Raw genomic sequence first — 21,828 nt, 5'->3', positions numbered from 1 at the left:
AAGGCTTGTTTTCTATTTTTATGCGAATAATCTTGTAATTCCAACAACAAAACGACGGCGGCCCTGTTAAATGACTCTTCGAATCGCAATCAATGGTTTTGGCCGAATCGGCCGCAACGTCCTGCGCGCACTGTATACCCAAGGCTACCGCCAGGATCTGCAGATCGTTGCCATCAACGATCTGGGCGACAGCGCGATGAACGCTCATCTGCTCAAGTACGACACCGTTCACGGCACGTTCGATGCCGATGTCCAGCACGATCAGGAAAGCCTGACCGTCAACGGCGACCGGATTTCCGTCAGCGCCATTCGTAACCCGGCCGAGCTACCCTGGGCCGCGGAAAAGATTGATGTCGTGTTCGAATGCACCGGTTTGTTCACCGACCGGGCCAAAGCCGCTGCGCATATTACGGCCGGCGCACGCAAAGTGATCATCTCAGCCCCGGCCAAAGGCGCCGACGCCACTGTGGTGTATGGGGTTAACCACGACATTCTGCGCCAATCCCATCAGATTATTTCCAACGCGTCGTGCACCACCAACTGCCTGGCACCGGTGGCTCAGGTGCTGCACCGCGAGCTGGGCATCGAAAGCGGTCTGATGACGACGATTCACGCCTACACCAACGATCAGAACCTGACCGACGTCTACCACACCGACCCGTACCGCGCCCGTTCGGCGACTCAGAACATGATCCCGAGCAAAACCGGCGCCGCTGAAGCGGTCGGCCTGGTGCTGCCGGAACTGGCAGGCAAACTGACCGGCATGGCGGTGCGTGTTCCAGTGATCAACGTCTCGCTGGTGGACCTGACCGTGCAACTGAAGCGCGAAGCGTCGGCCGATGAAGTGAACGCGCTGCTCAAGGAAGCCAGCCAGCATTCGAAGATTCTGGGCTACAACACCCTGCCGCTGGTCTCCAGCGACTTCAACCACAACCCGCTGTCGTCGATCTTCGACGCCAACCACACCAAGTCCAGCGGCAAGCTGCTCAAGGTCCTGGCCTGGTACGACAACGAATGGGGCTTCTCCAACCGCATGCTCGATAACTGCCTGGCGTTGTGCAACGCCGAGTAAGTTGGCACCTGTGATGCCGCCATCGCCAGCAAGCCGGCTCCTACAAGGGTTGTACCGTACCCGACCGGTTTGCTGGCGATGGCGTACTCAAGTTGGCGTCCGTGACACCGCTATCGCCAGCAAGCCGGCTCCTACAAGGTTGCGGCGTACCCGATCTTGCTGGCGATGGCGGCCTCATGAACACCATCGTCGGTAATTTGCCTTCGGACTACCCCATGATCGGAATCAGCTTTACGCAAAAGACCGTGGCAGCGCGCAAGCGTATCGCCCTGGTTGCCCATGACCACTGCAAGCTGTTTTTGCTGGACTGGGCCGAGCGGCACAAAGACAAGCTCGCGCAACATGAGCTGGTTGCCACTGGTACCACGGGGTTGTTGTTGCAACAACGCCTCGACCTGCCGGTGGAGAGCATGATCAGCGGCCCATTGGGCGGCGACCAGCAACTCGGCGCGCGAATCGCCGAGCAGCGGGTCGACATGCTGGTGTTCTTCTGGGATCCGTTCGAACCGCAGCCCCACGACCCGGACATCAAGGCGTTGCTGCGGGTCGCGGCGGTCTGGAACATTCCGGTAGCCTGCAACGAATGCAGCGCCGACTACCTGCTCAGCAGCCCGCTGATGGATCAGGCGCACTCACAGCGCATCCCTGATTACGCGACGTATCTGTTGGGCCGGGCATAAACCTTCACAAATCAATACTTGACCACTCGAGCGGATGATAAGCATTATCATTCGCTCGAAATGGATCAGGTCTTCCCGTGAGTCAATCGCGCTTCAATCACGTCTTCATCGCCCAGCGGGTTTCGCTGCTGCGCACTTTGGAGCGGATGGTCAACAATCACAGCACCGCCGAAGACCTCCTGCAGGAAACCTACCTGCGCGTGACCCGGGCCCTTGGCGAGCGCGCCATCGATCACCTTGAACCCTTTGTTTTCCAGACCGCCCGCAACCTGGCGCTGGACCATTTGCGTGCGCGGCGCATTCAGTCCCGCACGATGCTCGACGACGTTCCGCCGGACGTGGTGGAAAGTATCGCCGCCCCCGCCAGCAGTGCCGAAGACGCTGCCCATGCCGAACAACTGCTGGAGCGCTTGAACGTGAGCCTTGGTGAACTCAGCGCCCGCCAGCAACAGATCTTCATCCTCAGTCGCCTGCACGGGCACAGTTACCTGGAGATTTGCGAGAAACTCGGCGTGTCGTTGAGCACCGTGCAAAAGGAGCTGAAGCTGATCATGGCCATCTGCGTCGGTGTCGCCGAGCGGTTGAACGGCGACTGAGCACGCCACGCTTTGCTACCCTTGCCCACTTTCAGGTTTCACTAAAAAAACAGCCGTGCACAGACACTGCCGAGGAAACACCGTGACGGACACCCACCGCTCCCCTCCGCCTTCCCCTGCACGGGACGCCGCAAGCGCGATGGACCAGGCTTTGGACTGGCTGATCATCATGGGCAGTGCGAGCGAGGAACAAACCCGGCAGTTCCACGAATGGCTGGACGCTGATCCATTGCATGCGCAAGCGTTCGCCAAGGCCCAGGCAATCTGGGACGGCCCGCAAGTCGTGCAATGTGCGCAAAACCTGGCCGCCCTGCCGCCCAGGGTGACGGTGCTGTCGCGCCTGCGCCCGCACTGGAAACCACTGGCCACTGCTGCCGTGCTGATTCTCGGTTTGTTCAGCTTCAGCAATGTGCCGATGCGCCTTCAGGCCGATCACTTGACCGTGGTCGGTGAACGTCAGCGCCTGCAACTGGAAGACGGCTCGAAGGTCCTGCTCAATACCAATTCGGCGTTCTCCAGCACCATCAATGATCAAAGGCATGTCGCCCGTCTGTATCAAGGCGAAGCGTTTTTCGAAGTGCCGGCCCATCTCGGCCAGCCATTGGAAATCGATGCCGGCCCGGTGAAGGCCAGCGTGCACGACACGGCGTTCGCCGTACGTTACCTCGATGGCGTGACCCAGGTTCGCGTGCAGCGCGGCGATGTCGATCTACGCGCGACTCGCGACGACGCGCGAATCCGATTGTCCGCCGGCGAGAGCATTCGCATCGGACCCAACGGTTTCGACCGGCCCGCCAAACTCGACGCCGCGACCGACCTGGCCTGGGTCCAGGGCCGACTGGTGTTCGAGAACTGCCCGCTGAGCCAGGTGCTGGCCGAACTGCGGCGCTACTACCCGGGCTGGATCATCAACACCAACGAACAGTTGGCGGACGTCGCCGTGACGGGCAATTACCGCCTCGACCAGCCGCTGGACGTCGTCCGCTCGCTGGCCCACATCACCTCGGCACGGCTCCAGGAATTTCCGGCGCTGGTGATCCTGAACTAAATGAGAATTATTTTTACTCGATAGCCTGAGCCCGTACGTCTCGTTATAGCCAATGCAATTGATTCGCATCTTCATATGCCAATCAGCACCTATAAAGATTCGTGCGACACGGAGCGCTATCGATGTCCTCTCGCCTTACCCGCCACTCCTCTTCACCTTCCCGCGTGCTCTCACTGCTGACCGCCGCCATCCTCATGGCTGGCAGCGCGCCGCTCATGGCCGCCACCGCCGCCGAGCAGCCGGTGCGCAACATGGGCGATTACGCGTTTGCCATCCCGCAACAGTCGCTGGTCTCGGCACTCAATGCCTTTACTGCCGTGACGGGCTGGCAGGTCGGCTTGCCGGCAGAACTCGCGCAAGGCGTGGCCTCGCCGGGTGCGCGCGGCTCCCTGTCGCCGGAGAAAGCCCTGGATCGCCTGTTGGTGGGGACCAACCTGAGCTATCGCAAACTGGGCAACAACAACATCGTGCTGGAGAAGCGCAGTAACAGTAATGCGATCAACCTGGACCAGGTGACCATCAGCGCCACCCGCCAGGAACAAAGCATCGAGAGCGTGCCGGGGACCGTCACTGTTCACACCCGCGAAGAGCTGGACCGCAACAACGTCAACACCATCAAGAACCTGGTGCGTTACGAACCGGGCGTTTCGGTCGGTGGTGCCGGCCAGCGCGGCGGGATCAGCGGCTACAACATCCGCGGCATCGACGGCGACCGGATTTTGACCCAGGTCGACGGCGTCGAAGTGCCGAACGATTTCTTCAACGGCCCCTACGCCAAGACCCAGCGCAACTACGTCGACCCGGAGATCATCAAACGCGTCGAAATCCTCCGCGGTCCGGCCTCTGTGCTGTACGGCAGCAACGCCATCGGCGGCGCCGTCAGCTATTTCACCCTAGACCCGAACGACATCATCAAGCCCGGCAAAGACGTCGGCGCCCGCCTGAAAACCGGCTACAGCTCCGCCGACGACAGCTGGCTGAAATCCGCCACCGTGGCCGGCCGCGCCGACCAGTTCGATGGCTTGCTGCATTACAGCCAGCGCGACGGTCACGAAACCGAATCCTACGGTAGCAACAATGGCACCGGCCTGGCGCGCACTGCGGCCAACCCGGAAGACGTGCGCACTTACAACGTGCTGGCCAAGATTGGCTGGAACTACAACGAAGACTCGCGTCTGGGCCTGACATATGAAAAGTACAAGGACGACCGGGACACCGATCAGAAAAGTGCTTACGGCGGTCCTTATTTCCAAGGCGCACCAACCGTTTCAAACAGTGCTCTGCCCGGCGGCATGTACCAGTGGCGCACCGGCAACGACACCGTCACCCGCGAGCGTTTCGGCCTGGAACACAGCTTCGCCCTCGACAGCCTGCTGGTTGATAACGTCAAGTGGAGCCTGAACCATCAGGTCGCCAAGACTGACCAAAGCACCGAAGAGTTCTACTTCCCGTTCTCGCGCAAAGTGCTGCGCACCCGGGAAACCCTTTACGAAGAAAAGCAGTGGGTATTCGACGCACAACTGGACAAGGCTTTCGGCATTGCCGACACCGAGCACCTGCTGACCTACGGCACCACGATCAAGCAGCAGAAAGTCACCGGGTCGCGCAGCGGCAACGGCACCTGCTACCAGTCTTTTGGTTCCTGCCGCGTCGTCGGTGCCGTCAGCCCACTGGATGTCCTGAGAAAATCCAGCGACTTCCCGGACCCGACCGTCAACACCTACAGCCTGTTTGCCCAGGATCAGATCAGCTGGGACAAATGGACCTTCCTGCCGGGACTGCGCTACGACTACACCGAGCTCAAGCCGCACATCACCCAGGAATTCATGAATACGGTGGCGGCTACTCCTGGCGGCACCGTCAGTGACGACACCAAGACCTGGCACCGTGTGTCACCAAAATTCGGCCTGACCTACGCGCTGACCGATCACTACACCTGGTACGGCCAGTACGCCGAAGGTTTCCGCACGCCGACCGCCAAGGCGTTATTCGGTCGCTTCGAGAACACCACCACTGGCTATCGCGTGGAACCGAATCCGAACCTCGAGCCGGAAACCAGCAAAGGCTTCGAAACCGGGCTGCGCGGTAATTTCGAGTCAGGCTCCTTCGATGTGGCCGTGTTCTATAACAAGTACCGCGACTTCATCGAAGAGGACGCCATCACCCCCGGTTACAGCGAGCTGACCTTCCAGAGCGCCAACATCAAACACGCCACCATCAAGGGCGCAGAGATCAAGGGACGTCTGAACCTCGACGTGTTCGGCGCGCCACAAGGGCTGTATACCCAAGGCTCGGTGGCCTACGCCTACGGTCGCAACAACGACAACGGCGAACCGATCAACAGCGTCAACCCGCTGACCGGTGTGTTCGGCCTCGGTTACGACCAGGACAACTACGGTGGCTTGCTCAGCTGGACGCTGGTGAAAAAGAAGGATCGCGTCGACGACACCAAATTCAAATCGCCGGATGGCGTCAGCAGCCAGTTCAAATCACCGGGCTTCGGCGTGCTGGACCTGACCGGTTTCTACAAAGTGACCGACGAGGTGACCGTCAGCGCCGGGGTCTACAACCTGACCGACAAGAAGTACTGGCTGTGGGATGACGTGCGCGGTTACGACGGCGTCGGCGAGGCTTCGGTCATCAGCCCGGCCAACCTTGATCGCCTGACCCAACCGGGTCGCAACTTCGCGGTCAACCTGGTCTGGGATATCTGATTCTGCCCATGTCGCTGTGCGGCTTTTAATAGAGCTGCACAGTGAGTTTTTTTTACTGTCAGGCGCTTTCTTGTTCGTCTCGTTACCAAGCGCCTCTTTTCTTCAAGGACTTCTCATGACTACCCAGGACACTGCTCGACGCCCGGCTTTGCGTTCGCAACGTTTGAACCAGATCACGAACGAGCCACACACCAGACTCGACGCCTTGGTCAAAGCCCACGCACCGTTCGAAACCCAGGCCAATTTCGCCCGTTTCGTGGTTGCGCAGTATTTGTTCCAGTCGGAACTGGTGGGGCTGTACAACGATGCCGAACTGATCGCCATCGTTCCTGATCTGGCGGCACGCTGCCGTGCCGAAGCGGCCAAGGCTGACCTGGCTGATCTGGAAACCGGAGTGCCGGCACCCGTCGCGGGTGCCGTGAAGAATCCGACCAAGGCCGAAGCGCTGGGTTGGTTGTTTGTTTCCGAAGGCTCGAAGCTTGGCGCAGCGTTCCTGATCAAGCGCGCAGCGGGCTTGGGCCTGAGCGAAACCTTCGGCGCCCGTCACCTCGGCGAACCGGCCGGTGGCCGCGCTGAAGGCTGGAAAAGCTTCGTCAAGACTCTGGATGGTCTGGAGGTCACCGAGCAGGAAGAAGCAGAGCTGGATAGAGGCGCCATCGCAGCGTTCAACCGCTTTACTGTTCTGCTGGGACAGGCTTACGCCACCACCCCCGAACTCGCCTGACAACACCGTCCTTGTAGGAGCCGGCTTGCTGGCGATGGCGTCTTTGGAATCGCCATCGCCAGCAAGCCGGCTCCTACAGGGTAAGCGTCGACTTTTATGACTCGCTCTTCCTCAAAACTCGCCCGCATCCTGTTCGGCCTCCTGGCCTATATCAGCCTCGCCATCGGCCTGATCGCCATCGTCGTGCCGGGTTTGCCGACAACCGAGTTCATCCTGCTGGCGGCCTGGGCCGCGACCAAGAGTTCGCCGCGCCTGAGCGCCTGGCTGGAGAACCACCGCTTGTTCGGCCCGATCCTCGGCAACTGGCGCAACGGCAAGATCGTCGCGCGTCGCGCCAAGGTCAGCGCCACCGTCAGCATGCTGCTGTGCGCAGGACTGATGTGGGTCACGCTCGATCACGGCTGGCCGGTTTACCTCGCCATCGCCGGCATGGGCCTGGGCAATCTGTGGATCTGGTCGCGACCGGAATCAGCGCCGCAACCTGCCTGAAGCACACCGCGATTTTTCCTGTTTTACGCCGCTTTTCGGCAGATTTTTCCGCGCAAACGGTCAACCATGACCGTTCGTCGGAGCCACCATCATGCATCCCCGCCCCTCGCCGATTGCAGTAAATGGCGCTGAATGGACTTGGCGAACCGAAGGGTCGACTTCGACCCACAGCCAACACCTCATTCATTCGCGAGTTCGTCCTATGTTCGACTCTCTGTCCATCCGCCTGAAAATCGTTCTGCTCTCCGGTCTCTGCCTGCTGGGCGTGGTCGTCCTGATCGTCAGCATGAACATCTACCAGACCAACCAGAACGATGAACTGGTCAGCGCCTCCAGCAGCAAAATGCTCACCGACAGTGTGCAGGACCTGCTTCAGGCCAAGGCCGCCGAGCAGGCGGTGCGGGTGCAGAAGACGTTCGGCGAAAGCCAGCTGGTGGTGACCGCCCTGGCGGACCAGATCAAGGACATGCGCAATATGGCCGCCAAGCGTTCGCTTGAGGCCGGTGCCCTGCGTGAAGAGTTGAACCAGAGCCTGAAAACCGCGTTTGAACGCAACAGCAAGGTGCTGGGAATCTGGCTGGCGTTCGAGCCCAACGGGCTGGACGGCAAGGACAGCGAGTTCGCCAATGACGCCGCTCGCCAGTCCAACGAAGCCGGTCGTTTCGCCAGTTACTGGAGCCGCGCCGGTGGTACCGCGCTCAACACGATCATGGTCGAAGACGACATGACCAAAACCACCTTGAGCCTCAGCGGCACCCCTTACAACAGCTGGTACACCTGCCCTCGCGACAGCAAGCGTACCTGCCTGCTGGACCCGTATGCCGACACCGTCGGCGGCAAGGAAATGCTGATGACCACCATTTCCGTTCCGCTGCTGGTGGACGGCAAATCCATTGGCGTGGTCGGTGTGGACATCGCCCTCGACGCCCTGCAGGCAGCGGCGGTCGACTCCCAGCGTGATCTGTTCAACAGCGCCGGGCACATGCTGATTGTCTCCGGCAGCGGCGTGCTCGCCGGTTACAGCGTCGACGCGAGCAAGGTCGGCAAAAGTATCGGCGATACCCTGGGTGCAGAGGGCAAGGATGTCCTGCAATTGCTCAGCGGTGGCGCGCCGAAAATTCTCGAACAAGGTGATTTTATTCGTGCGGTGTACCCGGTCAGCCCGATCAGCGATTCCAAAGCCTGGGGCGTGGTGATCGACCTGCCGAAACAAGTGCTGCTGGCCGATTCGGTGAAGCTGCAAGCGGTCCTCGATGATGCCCAGCAAAGCGGCACGATCAAGGCCGTGCTGGTGGCGGTCACTGCCGGCCTCGTCGGTCTGTTGCTGATCTGGCTGACGGCATCGGGCATAACCCGGCCGATCAACAGCGTGGCCGAGATGCTCAAGGCGATTGCCAGTGGCGACGGTGACCTGACGCAGCGCCTGCACTACAGCAAGAAAGATGAACTGGGGGAACTCGTCAGCTGGTTCAACCGCTTCCTCGACAAGCTGCAACCGACCATCGCCCAGATCAAACAGAGCATCACCGATGCCCGTGGCACCGCCGACCAGTCTTCGGAAATCGCCCGCCAGACCAGCGAAGGCATGCAGGTGCAGTTCCGCGAAATCGACCAGGTGGCCACCGCGTCGAACGAAATGAGCGCCACCGCCCATGAAGTCGCCAACAGTGCCTCGAGCGCGGCCAATGCGGCCAAAGGTGCGGATCAATCGGCCCGCGATGGCATGTCGATCATCGAACGCAGCACTCGCGACATCAATCAACTGGCCGACGAAGTCAGCAAGGCAGTGACCGAAGTCGAAGCATTGGCGGTCAACAGCGAGCAAATCGGTTCGGTGCTGGAAGTCATCCGCAGCATCGCCGAACAGACCAACCTGCTGGCGCTGAACGCCGCCATCGAAGCGGCCCGTGCCGGGGAAAGCGGTCGCGGCTTTGCGGTGGTGGCCGACGAAGTGCGCAACCTCGCCAAACGCACCCAGGATTCGGTGGAAGAAATCCGCCTCGTCATCGAACGTATCCAGACCGGCACCCGCGGCGTGGTCGCCACCATGCATTCGAGCCAGACCCAGGCCCACAGCAACGCCGGGCAGATCCAGCAAGCCGTGCAAGCCTTGAGCAAAATCAGCGACGCGGTCACCGTGATCAGCGACATGAACCTGCAAATCGCCAGCGCCGCCGAACAGCAAAGCGCCGTGGCCGAAGAGGTCAACCGCAACGTCTCGGCGATCCGCACCGTCACCGAAACCCTGACCGGCCAGGCCACTGAATCGGCGCAGATCAGCAGCCAGCTCAACGCCTTGACCAACCACCAGATGAAATTGATGGACCAATTTCGAGTGTAAAGCCACACCGCAAATCCCTGTAGGAGCCGGCTTGCTGGCGATAGCGGAATGTCAGCCGACGTTGATGTCAACTGACACACCGCTATCGCCAGCAAGCCGGCGCCTACAAGTTCGCGTTCGGCGGGCTTCTGGCGTTTTCATCTAACGGCCCCGTGTTTTGATCTATGCTCGGGCTCTCGTTCCGGAGGGCCTTCGATGACTGGTTTACTCACGTCCATTCAAGCCGCACTCGGCTTGCCCCACACCCCGATTGCGTTCACCTCGAGTGGCGCCCTGCCCTCGGCGTTTGCCGTCACCGACCTCGCCTGCGCGAGCATCGCCGCCGCCGGCCAGGCTGCCAGCGAATGGTTGCAGCAGCAGACCGGGCGCTTGCCCAACCTTGAAGTCGACCGGCGCCTGGCCTCTTTCTGGTTCGCAACGTCGATCCGCCCCGTCGGCTGGAGCGTTCCTCCGTTGTGGGACGCGGTTGCCGGCGACTATGCGACCAAGGATGGCTGGATCCGCCTGCATACCAACGCACCTCATCACCGCGCGGCCGCCGAAAGCGTGCTCGGCGCGTGTGCCGACCGCGCAGACGTGGCGAGCAAGGTGGCGCAATGGGCGAAAAGTGATCTGGAACAGGCCGTGGTCGACGCCGGTGGCTGCGCCGCTGAAATGCGTAGCTGGGCGCAATGGCAAACGCATCCACAAGGTTTGGCCGTGAACGCCGAGCCGTTGATTCAGTTCAGAGCCGGTCACCCGCAACAGCGAAAATCGTGGAAAGGCTCGGTGGCGCAACCGCTGGCCGGGATCAAGGTGCTGGACCTCACACGCGTGCTCGCGGGGCCTATCGCCAGTCGTTTTCTCGCGGGCCTGGGCGCCGATGTCTTACGCATCGACCCACCGACCTGGAATGAACCGGGCGTGGTGCCGGAAGTCACGTTGGGCAAACGTTGCGCAAGACTGGACCTGCACGACAAGACTGATCGCGCAGTATTTGAAAGCTTGCTCAAGGACGCCGACATTTTGCTCCACGGCTACCGCGCCGACGCATTGGAAAAAATCGGTTACGGTGTCGCCGAGCGTCAAAAACTGGCGCCCGACCTGATTGATGTGTGCCTCAACGCCTACGGCTGGAGTGGGCCATGGCAGAACCGTCGCGGCTTCGACAGCCTGGTGCAGATGAGCAGCGGGATTGCCGAGGCGGGGATGCAGTGGAAGAAATCGGACAAGCCGACGCCCTTGCCGGTGCAAGCGCTGGATCATGCGACCGGGTATTTGATGGCGGCTGCGGCGATCACCTTGTTGGGACGGGGAGGATCGGCGCGATTGTCGTTGGCGCGGACGGCGAAGTTGTTGATTGAACATGGCGCAGGCACAGCCGAGGCCTTGCGGGCAGAGGATGAAAACGATCAGGGCTTGTTGGTTGAGCAGACGCCATGGGGCCCGGCGCATCGGTTGCAAGTGCCGCTGAAGATCACCGGAACGCCGTTGCAGTGGGCGATTCCGGCTTCCGAATTGGGTTCCCATCGCGCGCAGTGGTGGTGACTGCAAGGGCCTCTTCGCGAGCAAGCCCGCTCCCACATTGGATCATCGCCGATCACTCATTATGTGTACGACATCAATCACATGTGGGAGCGGGCTTGCTCGCGATGAGGCCGGAACAACCAACACACCTTTCGGATCAGCTCAGTCCGACCGGCTCAATGATGTCCAAAGAAGCTGCGCCGCATACCCTCGACATGGCCGCCACGCCTCGGCCCGCGCCAACAAATCCCGAGCTGTCACCGCTTCGCCTTCCAACACCGCCAACGCCTTCATCAACCCCACATCGCCACCCGGAAACGAATCCATCTCCCGTAACTGCCGCAACGCGATGTACTGCGCCGTCCAGTCGCCAATCCCGTGCAACGCCAGCAATCGCGCCACACCGCCCTCACGCCCCGGTTCAAACAGCAACGGATCATCGAGCAACGCCTGAGCGACACCCGACAACGTCCGGCCACGACTTTTCGGCATGCCCAGCGTCGCCAGATCCGCCTCCGCCAAAATGTCCGCCTCAGGAAACACAGACGTGACACCAGGCAAAACAGACGCCAAAGGCTGCCCATACTGCGCCACCAGTTTCCCCACCAACCGGATCGCCGCGCTCACCGTAATCTGCTGACCCAACACCGCACGGATCGCCAGTTCCAGCCCGTCCCACGCGCCGGGAACCCGCAACCCCGGCCGCTCGGCAATCAACCGCGCCATCAACGTATCAGTCTTCAACGGCCGATGGATGCTTGGCAGGTGCGCATCCAGATCAAACATCCGCCGCAGCCGCACAACGATCTCCGGCACTGCCGCAGCGTCAGGAAAATCCAGCCTCACCTCCAGCGCATCGCCCGCCACGGGCCTGATCGAAACCGTGCCATGCACACCGTTCAACCCGATGCTGCGCGAATACACGCCATCGACCACCGTCTCCATCCCGACCACAGCCCGCGCCGACAAAAAACCCAGCATCGCCGGCCAGTCGTAGGGCGGCTGATACTCCAGCAACAACCTCACAGCGACAGCAAGCCGCTGTACAAACCGTAGGCCGCCAGCCCCGCACCGATGATCACGCAGGTAAAAATCCCTTTCTCGATGTGAGTGAACAAAGGTTCGCCCTGCTCGTGTTTGGCCTTGGCAAACAGAATCACCCCCGGCGCATACAGCAGCGCCGAGAGCAGCAAATATTTGACCCCGCCGGCATACAACAGCCACACCGCATAACTCAGCGCGATGCCGCCAATCAGCAAGTCTTTGGTGCGCTCCGCCGACGCGTGTTCGTAGGTTTCACCCCGCCCGCTCAACAGCACCGCATACGCCGCCGACCACAGATACGGCACCAGAATCATCGACGACGCGAGGTAGATCAGGCTGGTGTAAGTGCCGGCGGAAAACAGTGTGATCAGCAGGAAGATCTGGATCATCACGTTGGTCAGCCACAGCGCGTTGACCGGCACATGATTGGCGTTTTCCTTTTTCAGGAAGGCCGGCATGGTTTTGTCTTTAGCCGTGGCGAAGAGGATCTCGGCACAGAGCAATGCCCAGGACAACAGCGCACCGAGCAGCGAAATCGCCAGGCCAATGCTGATCAACAAAGCGCCCCAAGGCCCGACGATGTGTTCCAGCACGGCGGCCAGTGACGGGTTCTGCAGTTTGGCCAGTTCCGGCTGGCTCATGATCCCCAGCGACAACACATTCACCATCACCAGCAGCGCCAACACGCCGAGAAAACCGATGACCGTCGCCCGTCCGACATCCGAACGTTTCTCCGCCCGCGCCGAATAGACGCTGGCGCCTTCGATGCCGATAAACACGAACACGGTCACCAGCATCATGTTGCGCACCTGATCCATGATGCCGCCGAAACTCGGGTTGCTGCGGCCCCAGATGTCACGGGTGAAGATGTCGGCCTTGAACGCCACGGCGGCGATCACGATGAACATGATCAGCGGCACGATCTTGGCGACGGTGGTCAGCTGGTTGATGAACGCCGCCTCCTTGATCCCGCGCATCACCAGAAAATGCACCGCCCACAGCAACACCGACGCGCAGCCAATGGCGACGGGCGTGTTGCCCTGGCCGAACATGGGGAAGAAATAACCGAGGGTGCTGAACAGCAAAACGAAATAGCCAACGTTGCCCAGCCAGGCACTGATCCAGTAACCCCACGCGGACGAGAAACCCATGTAGTCACCGAACCCGGCCTTGGCATAGGCGTACACCCCGGAATCCAGTTCGGGTTTGCGATTGGCCAGCGTCTGGAACACGAAGGCCAGGGTCAGCATGCCCACGGCAGTGATGGCCCAACCGATCAAGATCGCCCCGGCATCAGCCCGGGCGGCCATGTTCTGGGGCAAGGAAAAAATCCCGCCGCCAATCATCGATCCCACCACCAGCGCGATCAGCGCACTCAGGCGAAGCTTTTGCGTCGGTTGCGACATTCCTGCGTCTCCATTTTCCGCCGCGACTGTCACTGCGAGACCGTCACATAGTTGGTTTTAACTAAATAGGTAAAGCGTAATAACGTTTATCAATTAACGCCAATCTACCTCTTTTATTTATAACCATTCACTCTAGCGCCGTCGGTCATAAATAGCGGTTTCCTCGGCAGTTCCTAATAAATCAATACCATTGAAAAATCGGGAACCGATACTTGCCAAAACACAAAAACGAACTAGCGTCTAGACTTCAAACGGTACGCGTTATTGATTCAACCTCCAGCCGAGGCCTCTGGAAAGGGCTTTACCGGTAGTAGCCTTATGCCTAACAAAGTTTCAAAAGTCTTTGATTAACAATGAAATATGCCCATGCATTGATCTAAGTCAGATGATTGAACAGCTAATAAACTTAACCTGTTTTCTCTCATTCTCCTGCATTGGAGTCATGCAATGACTGAATCCCCCGGAAAACTGAAACTCGGTGCACTGGTTGCGCTGGTTGTCGGCTCGATGATTGGTGGCGGGATTTTTTCCTTGCCCCAGAATATGGCCGCCAGTGCCGATGTCGGTGCCGTGCTGATCGGCTGGGCCATCACCGCCGTCGGCATGCTGACACTCGCTTTTGTCTTCCAGACGCTCGCTAACCGAAAACCTGATCTGGACGGCGGTGTCTACGCCTACGCCAAGGCCGGTTTCGGCGACTACATGGGTTTCTCGTCCGCGTGGGGTTACTGGATCAGTGCCTGGCTGGGCAACGTCGGTTACTTCGTTCTGCTGTTCAGCACCCTTGGTTACTTTTTTCCGATCTTCGGCGAAGGCAACACAGTGGCCGCCGTCATAGGCGCGTCGGTGCTGCTCTGGGCCGTGCATTTCCTGGTGCTGCGCGGGATCAAGGAAGCGGCGTTCATCAACCTGGTGACCACTGTCGCCAAGGTCGTGCCGCTGCTGCTGTTTGTGTTGATCGCTGTTTTCGCATTCAAACTGGATATTTTCACGGCCGACATCTGGGGCCTGAAAAACCCGGACCTGGGCAGCGTGATGAACCAGGTGCGCAACATGATGCTGGTCACCGTATGGGTGTTCATCGGCATCGAAGGCGCGAGCATTTTCTCGGCCCGCGCGGAAAAACGCAGCGACGTCGGTAAAGCCACCGTGATCGGTTTCATCACCGTGCTGCTGTTTCTGGTGCTGGTGAACGTGCTGTCGCTGGGCATCATGACCCAACCGGAACTGGCCAAACTGCAGAACCCGTCGATGGCCGCCGTGCTGGAACATGTGGTCGGTCCGTGGGGCGCGGTACTGATCAGCGTCGGTCTGATCATCTCGCTACTGGGAGCGCTGCTGTCGTGGGTGCTGTTGTGCGCCGAAATCATGTTCGCCGCCGCCAAGGACCACACCATGCCAGCGTTCCTGCGCAAGGAAAACGCCAAGCAAGTGCCGGTCAATGCCTTGTGGCTGACCAACGCCATGGTGCAACTGTTTCTGGTCATCACCCTGTTTTCAGCCAGCACTTACCTGTCGCTGATCTACCTCGCCACGTCAATGATCCTGGTGCCGTACTTGTGGTCGGCGGCGTACGCGCTGCTGCTGGCGGTGCGTGGCGAGAGCTATGAAAACGCCGCGGCCGAACGCCGCAAAGACCTGTTCATCGGCGCCGTCGCGTTGATTTACGCGGTCTGGCTGATCTATGCCGGCGGCGTCAAATACCTGCTGCTGTCCGCCCTGCTCTATGCCCCCGGCGCGATCCTGTTCGCCAAGGCCAAGATGGAACTCAACAAACCGGTTTTCACCAACGTCGAGAAGCTGATTTTCGCTGCAGTCATCGTGGGCGCCCTGGTGGCGGCCTATGGTCTGTATGACGGCTTCCTGACCCTGTAACACCTGATTGATTTGTCATCTGGAGGATCACTGTAATGACCACGGAAAAAGTTAAGTACGGCGTACATTCCGAAGCCGGCAAACTGCGCAAAGTCATGGTTTGCTCCCCCGGCCTGGCCCACCAGCGGCTGACCCCGAACAACTGCGACGAACTGCTTTTCGATGATGTGCTGTGGGTCGCCCAAGCCAAGCGTGACCATTTCGACTTCGTCACCAAAATGCGCGAACGCGGCGTCGACGTGCTGGAAATGCATAACCTGCTGACTGACATCGTCGCGATCCCGGAAGCGCTGGACTGGATTCTGGAACGCAAGATCACGGCCAACTCGGTCGGCCTGGGCCTGGTCCACGAAACCAGCTCGTGGCTGCGCAGCCTGGAGCCGAGAAAAATCGCTGAATTCCTGATCGGTGGCGTATCCGCCGATGACCTGCCGGACAGTTTCGGCGGCAAGACCATTCAGATGTTCCGCGAATTTCTCGGTCACTCGAGCTTCATTTTGCCGCCACTGCCCAATACCCAGTTCACCCGTGACACCACGTGCTGGATCTATGGTGGCGTGACGCTGAACCCGATGTACTGGCCAGCGCGCCGTCAGGAAACCTTGCTGACCACCGCCATCTACAAATTCCACCCACAATTCACCAACGCCGACTTCGAGATCTGGTACGGCGATCCGGATCAGGATCACGGCAGTGCCACCCTTGAAGGCGGCGACGTGATGCCGATCGGCAACGGGGTGGTATTGATCGGCATGGGCGAACGCTCGTCTCGCCAGGCCATCGGCCAACTGGCGGTGAACCTGTTCAAGAACAAAGCCGTCGAAAAAGTCATCGTCGCCGGCCTGCCGAAGTCCCGCGCAGCAATGCACCTGGACACGGTGTTCAGCTTCTGCGATCGCGACCTGGTGACGATCTTCCCTGAAGTCGTAAACCAGATCGTCGCCTTCACCCTGCGCCCAGACGAAAGCAAACCGGGCGGCATCGACATCCGCCGTGAGGAAACCAACTTCCTCGACGCCGTGGCCAAGGCCCTCAACCTCAAAGCATTGCGCGTGGTGGAAACCGGCGGCAACAGCTTCGCCGCCGAACGCGAACAGTGGGACGACGGCAACAACGTGGTGGCCGTGGAGCCGGGCGTGGTGATCGGTTATGACCGCAACACCTACACCAACACCCTGCTGCGCAAGGCCGGTGTAGAAGTCATCACCATCAGCGCCGGCGAACTGGGGCGCGGACGTGGCGGCGGCCACTGCATGACCTGCCCGATCATTCGCGACCCTATCGACTATTAATTCCTGAGTCCTGCTTCACGCTTATCACGCGTGAAGCAGGCGGATAACCGAAACCCAAGGAGATCCATCATGGCTTTCAATATGCGCAACCGCAGCCTGCTCTCGCTGATGCACCACACCACTCGCGAGCTGCATTACCTGCTGGACCTGTCCCGGGACCTCAAGCGCGCCAAGTACACCGGCACCGAGCGTCCGCACCTGCAAGGCAAGAACATCGCACTGATCTTCGAAAAAACCTCGACCCGCACCCGTTGCGCCTTCGAAGTGGCGGCCCATGACCAGGGCGCCCACGTCACCTACATCGACCCGGTGTCGTCGCAGATTGGTCACAAGGAAAGCATGAAAGACACCGCCCGCGTGCTGGGTCGGATGTTCGATGCCATCGAGTACCGTGGCTTCGAACAGGAAATCGTCGAAGAACTGGCCAAGTTCGCCGGCGTGCCGGTGTTCAACGGCCTGACCGCTGAATTTCACCCGACGCAGATGATCGCCGACACCCTGACCATGCGCGAACACAGCGACAAACCACTGCATGACATCAGCTACGCCTACCTCGGCGATGCCCGCTACAACATGGGCAATTCGCTGCTGATGATCGGCGCCAAACTGGGCATGGACGTGCGCATCGCCGCGCCGAAAGCGCTGTGGCCGCACGCTGATTTCATCGCCCAGTGCAAAGCCTTCGCCGAAGACAGCGGCGCACGCATCACCATCACCGAAAACCCGGAAGAAGCGGTCAAGGGCGTGGACTTCATCCACACCGACATCTGGGTGTCGATGGGGGAGCCGGTGGAAGCGTGGGACGAACGCATCGAGCAACTGCTGCCGTACCAGGTCAACGCGAAAATGATGAAGGCTTCGGGCAACCCGCGCGTGAAGTTCATGCACTGTTTGCCGGCGTTCCATAACAGCGAAACCAAGGTAGGCAAGGACATCGCCGCGCGGTATCCGCACCTGGCCAATGGCGTCGAGGTGACTGAAGAGGTCTTCGAATCCCCGGCCAACATCGCCTTCGAGCAGGCGGAAAACCGCATGCACACCATCAAGGCGATTCTGGTGTCGGCGCTGGCGGATATCTAACGGCCCGCCCCGGTTCCCTTGTAGGAGCCGGCTTGCTGGCGATGGCATCGACTCGGTCTGTCAAATACACCGCGGTGATGCCATCGCCAGCAAGCCGGCTCCTACAGAAATACGGTTTCGACGTGGAGACCGAGTCACCTCATTCAGAAGGACTGCATTATGCGTATCGTCGTTGCTCTGGGCGGTAACGCCCTGCTCCGCCGTGGTGAACCCATGACCGCGGACAACCAACGCGCCAATATCCGGATCGCCACCGAACAGATCGCCAAGATCCATGCCGGCAACGAACTGGTCATCGCCCACGGCAACGGCCCGCAGGTCGGCCTGCTGTCGCTGCAAGCGGCGGCCTACACCTCGGTGTCGCCATACCCGCTGGACGTGCTCGGTGCCGAAACCGAAGGCATGATCGGCTACATCATCGAACAGGAACTGGGCAACCTGCTGGACTTCGAAGTGCCGTTCGCAACCCTGCTCACCCAGGTCGAAGTCGACGCCAACGACCCAGCCTTCCAGCATCCCAGCAAACCCATCGGCCCGGTGTACACCAAGGCCGAGGCAGAAAAACTCGCCGCCGAAAAAGGCTGGGCGATTGCCCCGGACGGCGACAAGTTCCGCCGCGTGGTGGCCAGCCCGAGACCGAAACGCATCTTCGAAATCCGTCCGATCAAGTGGTTGCTTGAAAAAGGCAGCATCGTGATCTGCGCCGGCGGTGGCGGCATCCCGACGATGTACGGCGCCCACGGCAAACTGCAAGGCGTGGAAGCGGTGATCGACAAGGACCTGTGCTCGGCGCTGCTGGCCGAACAGCTCGACAGTGATTTGCTGGTGATTGCCACCGACGTCAACGCCGCCTTCATCGACTTTGGCAAACCGACCCAGAAAGCCATCGCCCAGGCGCACCCGGACGAAATGGAAAAACTCGGCTTCGCCGCCGGCTCCATGGGACCCAAGGTTCAGGCAGCCTGTGAATTCGCCCGCCATACTGGAAAAACTGCAGTGATCGGTTCACTCTCGGACATCGAAGCGATCGTCCAGGGCACGGCCGGCACACGCATCAGCACGGCGAAACCTGGCATAACTTATTTGTGAGGAGAAACGGCAATGGCACAGTTCGAGCCCGGTCACTTGCACATCGAGCGCCACGCGCTGACGCCGGATGATGTCAACTACAACATTCATCTTGATTATGAAGTCAGCAAGAATCCCGCGGGGGAGAAAGGGATTCAGTTCACCCTGCATGGCAGTATTCAAGGAAAGGACGTGAAAGAGCCCTTCTTTCTGCGCAAAGAGGAAGCCTACAACTTCGCCAACAACGTGACGAAAATCGCCGAGAAGTACGGAATCCCTAAGACACACAGCCAGATCGGCTCGGTTCACAAGCATTACGATTTAATGTTTGAAGACATCCGGAAGCAGTTGGACATGAAGTCCGGCGACCCGGTAAACCTCGAGCACTTCGAATAACCCACTCTCCGCAACACCTGTTGTAGGAGCCGGCTTGCTGGCGATGGCATCACCGCGGTGCATCTGAAAAGCCGAGTCGATGCCATCGCCAGCAAGCCGGCTCCTACAGGTGGTGCGCTTGTCAGCGGATTTCACCATTCGCCCGCCCCAAGGCATACTTGCCACCTCCCGCATTCCAGAACCAAAATCGTCCCATGCGTATCCACGTCAGCTTCATCGACCGCGTCGGCATCACCCAGGAAGTCCTGGCCCTGCTCGGTGGGCGCAATCTCAATCTGGATGCGGTGGAAATGGTTCCGCCCAACGTCTACATCGACGCCCCGACCCTCAGCCCGCAAGTGCTCGAAGAGTTGCACGATGCGTTGCTCAGCGTCCGTGGCGTTCAGGCGATGACGGTGGTCGACATCCTTCCCGGCCAACGTCGGCACTTGCAGCTCGATGCCTTGCTTGCCGCCATGACCGACCCGGTACTGGCCCTGGACAGCAACGGTAACGTGTTGCTGGCCAACCCGGCATTGGTTGCCTTGTACGGGCGTGAACCGGCCGGTGAAAGCGTGGCGGATCTGTTTGCCGATCCCGCCCTGCTCGACACCCTGCTGGAACAAGGCTTTCGCCTGCCGCTGCGCGAGATCACCGTCAACGGCCAGACCCTGCTGCTGGACGCCACGCCGATCACCGACGCCGGTGCGCTGCTGACGCTGTATCAACCGAACCGCATCGGCGAACGCCTCTCGGCGCTGCATCACGACCATGCCGAAGGGTTCGATGCGCTGCTGGGCGAATCTCCGGCGATTCGCACGCTCAAGGCCCGTGCCCAACGTGTAGCGGCCCTCGATGCGCCGCTGCTGATCCAAGGCGAAACCGGCACCGGCAAAGAACTCGTCGCCCGCGCCTGTCACGCCATCAGTGCCCGGTACAGTTCACCCTTCCTGGCGCTGAACTGCGCGGCATTGCCGGAGAACCTCGCCGAAAGCGAACTGTTCGGCTACGCTCCCGGCGCCTTCACCGGCGCGCAACGAGGCGGTAAACCGGGGCTGATGGAACTGGCGAACCAGGGCACGGTGTTTCTCGATGAAATCGGCGAAATGTCGCCGTACTTGCAAGCGAAACTGCTGCGTTTTTTGAACGATGGCAGCTTCCGCCGGGTAGGCGGCGACCGCGAGGTGAAGGTCAACGTGCGTATCCTTAGCGCCACGCACCGCGACCTGGAAAAAATGGTCAGCGAGGGCACGTTCCGTGAGGACCTTTTTTACCGCCTCAACGTCCTGAACGTCGAAGTTCCGCCGCTGCGCGAACGTGGCCAGGACATTTTGCTGCTGGCCCGCTATTTCATGCAGCAGGCTTGCGCGCAGATTCAGCGACCAGTGTGTCGCCTGGCACCGGGCACTTATCCTGCGCTGCTGGGCAACCGTTGGCCTGGCAACGTGCGGCAACTGCAGAACGTGATCTTCCGCGCCGCCGCGATTTGCGAAAGCAGCCTGGTGGACATCGGCGACCTCGACATCGCTGGCACCTCCGTGGCACGCCAGAGCGACAACGAAGTCGACAGCCTGGAACAGGCGATGGAAGAGTTCGAAAAAACCCTGCTGGAAAAACTCTACGTCAGCTATCCCTCGACCCGGCAACTGGCCAGCCGCCTGCAAACCTCCCACACGGCGATTGCTCATCGGTTGCGCAAGTACGGGATTCCAAACAAGCCCTGACCCTTGCTAAACCTCGACCTGTAGGAGCCGGCTTGCTGGCGATGGCGATTTCGCAGACGCCATCGCCAGCAAGCCAGCGCCTACAGGTGGTGGCGCCTCGGGTAACAGCATCTGAAAGCGACCTCCACCTGTACTGAAAGCGCTACAGCGGAACGATATCGATACACCCTCTCCTAATCACCGCTGTGCAAGGCTTTGATCCCATTACGCTTTTTTCTTCGCCTCAGCCTGTAGCGATTTCGCTACAGGCGCTCAGTTCGCTCGTTCTCCAAAAAACAATAAGACACTGATTTATAAGGAGTTATTAACGTTGGCCGCGATCTTGCTTAGTAGCCACTTATAAAGAAGGGCTTTTGCCCAAGCATTCAATCGCGTCCACCAGACGAGTCTGGCCCCCCTTAGGAGTTTCCATGAGCGAATTGCGTTTTACTGAAGATCACGAATGGCTGCGCACCGAAGCTGACGGCACTGTTACTGTCGGCATCACCGCTTTCGCGCAGAACGCCCTGGGCGATGTGGTTTTCGTACAACTGCCTGAGCTGCAGTCCTACGACAAAGGCGCAGAAGCCGCCACCGTGGAATCGGTAAAAGCCGCGAGCGGCGTGTACATGCCACTGGACGGTGAAGTGCTGGAAGTGAACCCGGCGCTGGACAGCAGCCCGGAACTGGTCAACGAAGATCCGCTGGGCGAAGGCTGGTTCTTCCGCTTCCAGCCTGCCGACGCTTCGGCTGTCGCCAAACTGCTGGATCAGGACGCCTACGACCGTCTGATCAAAGCCAACGCCGAAGCCTGA

General features: G+C 60.1%; 18 protein-coding genes and 1 pseudogene. 17 read left to right on the top strand and 2 right to left on the bottom strand.

Annotation, left to right across the window (positions count from 1 at the left end; translation table 11 throughout):
- Positions 1-70 precede the first annotated feature (70 nt).
- The 10 genes and pseudogenes from gap (at position 71) to PMI01S_RS07900 (ending at position 11,191) form a co-directional block, all read left to right on the top strand.
- Entirely contained in the window at positions 71-1,072 is a 1,002-nt protein-coding gene (gene gap, locus PMI01S_RS07940) for a type I glyceraldehyde-3-phosphate dehydrogenase (RefSeq protein ID WP_008031008.1), read from the top strand.
- A 215-nt stretch (positions 1,073-1,287) separates the two neighbouring features.
- Entirely contained in the window at positions 1,288-1,752 is a 465-nt protein-coding gene (locus PMI01S_RS07935) for a methylglyoxal synthase (RefSeq protein WP_084319096.1), read from the top strand.
- A gap of 77 nt (positions 1,753-1,829) precedes the next feature.
- The gene (locus PMI01S_RS07930; RefSeq protein WP_084319017.1) at positions 1,830-2,348 is read left to right on the top strand and encodes an RNA polymerase sigma factor; all 519 of its coding nucleotides are present in this window, start codon (positions 1,830-1,832) and stop codon (positions 2,346-2,348) included.
- Positions 2,349-2,430: 82 nt separating this feature from the next.
- Complete coding sequence (locus PMI01S_RS07925) at positions 2,431-3,396, top strand: FecR family protein (protein WP_084319016.1); 966 nt, start codon at positions 2,431-2,433, stop codon at positions 3,394-3,396.
- 122 nt (positions 3,397-3,518) lie between these two features.
- A complete protein-coding gene (locus PMI01S_RS07920) occupies positions 3,519-6,110 on the top strand; it encodes a TonB-dependent receptor (protein ID WP_084319014.1) in 2,592 nt (863 codons plus the stop codon).
- Positions 6,111-6,225: 115 nt separating this feature from the next.
- Positions 6,226-6,834 carry a biliverdin-producing heme oxygenase gene (locus PMI01S_RS07915; protein WP_084319012.1) on the top strand — a complete coding sequence of 203 codons (609 nt, stop codon included), beginning with the start codon at positions 6,226-6,228 and terminating at the stop codon, positions 6,832-6,834.
- 96 nt (positions 6,835-6,930) lie between these two features.
- Positions 6,931-7,323 carry a YbaN family protein gene (locus PMI01S_RS07910; RefSeq protein WP_084319010.1) on the top strand — a complete coding sequence of 131 codons (393 nt, stop codon included), beginning with the start codon at positions 6,931-6,933 and terminating at the stop codon, positions 7,321-7,323.
- Between the two features lie 91 nt (positions 7,324-7,414).
- A pseudogene (locus tag PMI01S_RS32350) lies at positions 7,415-8,806 on the top strand (methyl-accepting chemotaxis protein); the annotation flags it as partial.
- 102 nt (positions 8,807-8,908) lie between these two features.
- A complete protein-coding gene (locus tag PMI01S_RS32345; RefSeq protein ID WP_371850911.1) occupies positions 8,909-9,664 on the top strand; it encodes a methyl-accepting chemotaxis protein in 756 nt (251 codons plus the stop codon).
- Positions 9,665-9,859: 195 nt separating this feature from the next.
- Positions 9,860-11,191: a CoA transferase gene (locus PMI01S_RS07900; protein ID WP_084319006.1), complete on the top strand. Its 1,332-nt coding sequence runs from the start codon at positions 9,860-9,862 to the stop codon at positions 11,189-11,191.
- Between the two features lie 141 nt (positions 11,192-11,332).
- Here PMI01S_RS07900 and PMI01S_RS07895 read toward each other — a convergent pair whose 3' ends face one another.
- A complete protein-coding gene (locus PMI01S_RS07895; RefSeq protein ID WP_084319005.1) occupies positions 11,333-12,196 on the bottom strand; it encodes a DNA-3-methyladenine glycosylase family protein in 864 nt (287 codons plus the stop codon).
- Positions 12,193-13,620, bottom strand: coding sequence for an arginine-ornithine antiporter (gene arcD, locus PMI01S_RS07890; RefSeq protein WP_084319003.1), 1,428 nt, complete (start codon positions 13,618-13,620; stop codon positions 12,193-12,195). The genes PMI01S_RS07895 and arcD (PMI01S_RS07890) overlap by 4 nt, the downstream gene beginning before the upstream one ends.
- A 447-nt stretch (positions 13,621-14,067) precedes the next feature.
- Here arcD (PMI01S_RS07890) and arcD (PMI01S_RS07885) point away from each other — a divergent pair, with 447 nt between their 5' ends.
- The 7 genes from arcD (PMI01S_RS07885) (at position 14,068) to gcvH (ending at position 21,828) form a co-directional block, all read left to right on the top strand.
- Positions 14,068-15,495 carry an arginine-ornithine antiporter gene (arcD, locus tag PMI01S_RS07885; protein WP_084319001.1) on the top strand — a complete coding sequence of 476 codons (1,428 nt, stop codon included), beginning with the start codon at positions 14,068-14,070 and terminating at the stop codon, positions 15,493-15,495.
- A gap of 35 nt (positions 15,496-15,530) precedes the next feature.
- Positions 15,531-16,787 (top strand): arginine deiminase, encoded by a 1,257-nt coding sequence (gene arcA, locus PMI01S_RS07880; RefSeq protein ID WP_084318999.1) that lies wholly within the window; start codon positions 15,531-15,533, stop codon positions 16,785-16,787.
- Between the two features lie 69 nt (positions 16,788-16,856).
- On the top strand, positions 16,857-17,867 hold the full coding sequence (locus PMI01S_RS07875) for an ornithine carbamoyltransferase (protein ID WP_084318997.1): 1,011 nt from the start codon (positions 16,857-16,859) through the stop codon (positions 17,865-17,867).
- Positions 17,868-18,026: 159 nt separating this feature from the next.
- Positions 18,027-18,956, top strand: coding sequence for a carbamate kinase (gene arcC, locus PMI01S_RS07870; RefSeq protein WP_084318995.1), 930 nt, complete (start codon positions 18,027-18,029; stop codon positions 18,954-18,956).
- Between the two features lie 12 nt (positions 18,957-18,968).
- Entirely contained in the window at positions 18,969-19,331 is a 363-nt protein-coding gene (locus PMI01S_RS07865; RefSeq protein WP_084318993.1) for a DUF5064 family protein, read from the top strand.
- 194 nt (positions 19,332-19,525) lie between these two features.
- Positions 19,526-21,034 (top strand): transcriptional regulator GcsR, encoded by a 1,509-nt coding sequence (gcsR, locus tag PMI01S_RS07860; RefSeq protein WP_084318991.1) that lies wholly within the window; start codon positions 19,526-19,528, stop codon positions 21,032-21,034.
- Between the two features lie 410 nt (positions 21,035-21,444).
- On the top strand, positions 21,445-21,828 hold the full coding sequence (gene gcvH / locus PMI01S_RS07855) for a glycine cleavage system protein GcvH (RefSeq protein WP_084318989.1): 384 nt from the start codon (positions 21,445-21,447) through the stop codon (positions 21,826-21,828).

The organism is Pseudomonas migulae NBRC 103157 (genome assembly GCF_002091715.1).
GTDB classification, from domain to species: domain Bacteria; phylum Pseudomonadota; class Gammaproteobacteria; order Pseudomonadales; family Pseudomonadaceae; genus Aquipseudomonas; species Aquipseudomonas migulae_A.
Note: the sequence above shows the minus strand (reverse complement) of the source record. Positions and strands in the feature narration are given on the sequence as shown.

Excerpts from the sequence above, each read along its gene's own strand:
- PMI01S_RS07915 (WP_084319012.1), top strand. The coding sequence starts at position 6,226 with ATGACTACCCAGGACACTGCTCGACGCCCGGCTTTGCGTTCGCAACGT.
- gcvH (WP_084318989.1), top strand. The coding sequence starts at position 21,445 with ATGAGCGAATTGCGTTTTACTGAAGATCACGAATGGCTGCGCACCGAA.
- PMI01S_RS07900 (WP_084319006.1), top strand. The coding sequence starts at position 9,860 with ATGACTGGTTTACTCACGTCCATTCAAGCCGCACTCGGCTTGCCCCAC.
- PMI01S_RS07920 (WP_084319014.1), top strand. The coding sequence starts at position 3,519 with ATGTCCTCTCGCCTTACCCGCCACTCCTCTTCACCTTCCCGCGTGCTC.
- arcD (WP_084319001.1), top strand. The coding sequence starts at position 14,068 with ATGACTGAATCCCCCGGAAAACTGAAACTCGGTGCACTGGTTGCGCTG.
- gcsR (WP_084318991.1), top strand. The coding sequence starts at position 19,526 with ATGCGTATCCACGTCAGCTTCATCGACCGCGTCGGCATCACCCAGGAA.
- arcA (WP_084318999.1), top strand. The coding sequence starts at position 15,531 with ATGACCACGGAAAAAGTTAAGTACGGCGTACATTCCGAAGCCGGCAAA.
- arcD (WP_084319003.1), bottom strand. The coding sequence starts at position 13,620 with ATGTCGCAACCGACGCAAAAGCTTCGCCTGAGTGCGCTGATCGCGCTG.
- PMI01S_RS07875 (WP_084318997.1), top strand. The coding sequence starts at position 16,857 with ATGGCTTTCAATATGCGCAACCGCAGCCTGCTCTCGCTGATGCACCAC.
- gap (WP_008031008.1), top strand. The coding sequence starts at position 71 with ATGACTCTTCGAATCGCAATCAATGGTTTTGGCCGAATCGGCCGCAAC.
- PMI01S_RS07935 (WP_084319096.1), top strand. The coding sequence starts at position 1,288 with ATGATCGGAATCAGCTTTACGCAAAAGACCGTGGCAGCGCGCAAGCGT.
- PMI01S_RS07910 (WP_084319010.1), top strand. The coding sequence starts at position 6,931 with ATGACTCGCTCTTCCTCAAAACTCGCCCGCATCCTGTTCGGCCTCCTG.
- PMI01S_RS32345 (WP_371850911.1), top strand. The coding sequence starts at position 8,909 with ATGCAGGTGCAGTTCCGCGAAATCGACCAGGTGGCCACCGCGTCGAAC.
- PMI01S_RS07865 (WP_084318993.1), top strand. The coding sequence starts at position 18,969 with ATGGCACAGTTCGAGCCCGGTCACTTGCACATCGAGCGCCACGCGCTG.
- arcC (WP_084318995.1), top strand. The coding sequence starts at position 18,027 with ATGCGTATCGTCGTTGCTCTGGGCGGTAACGCCCTGCTCCGCCGTGGT.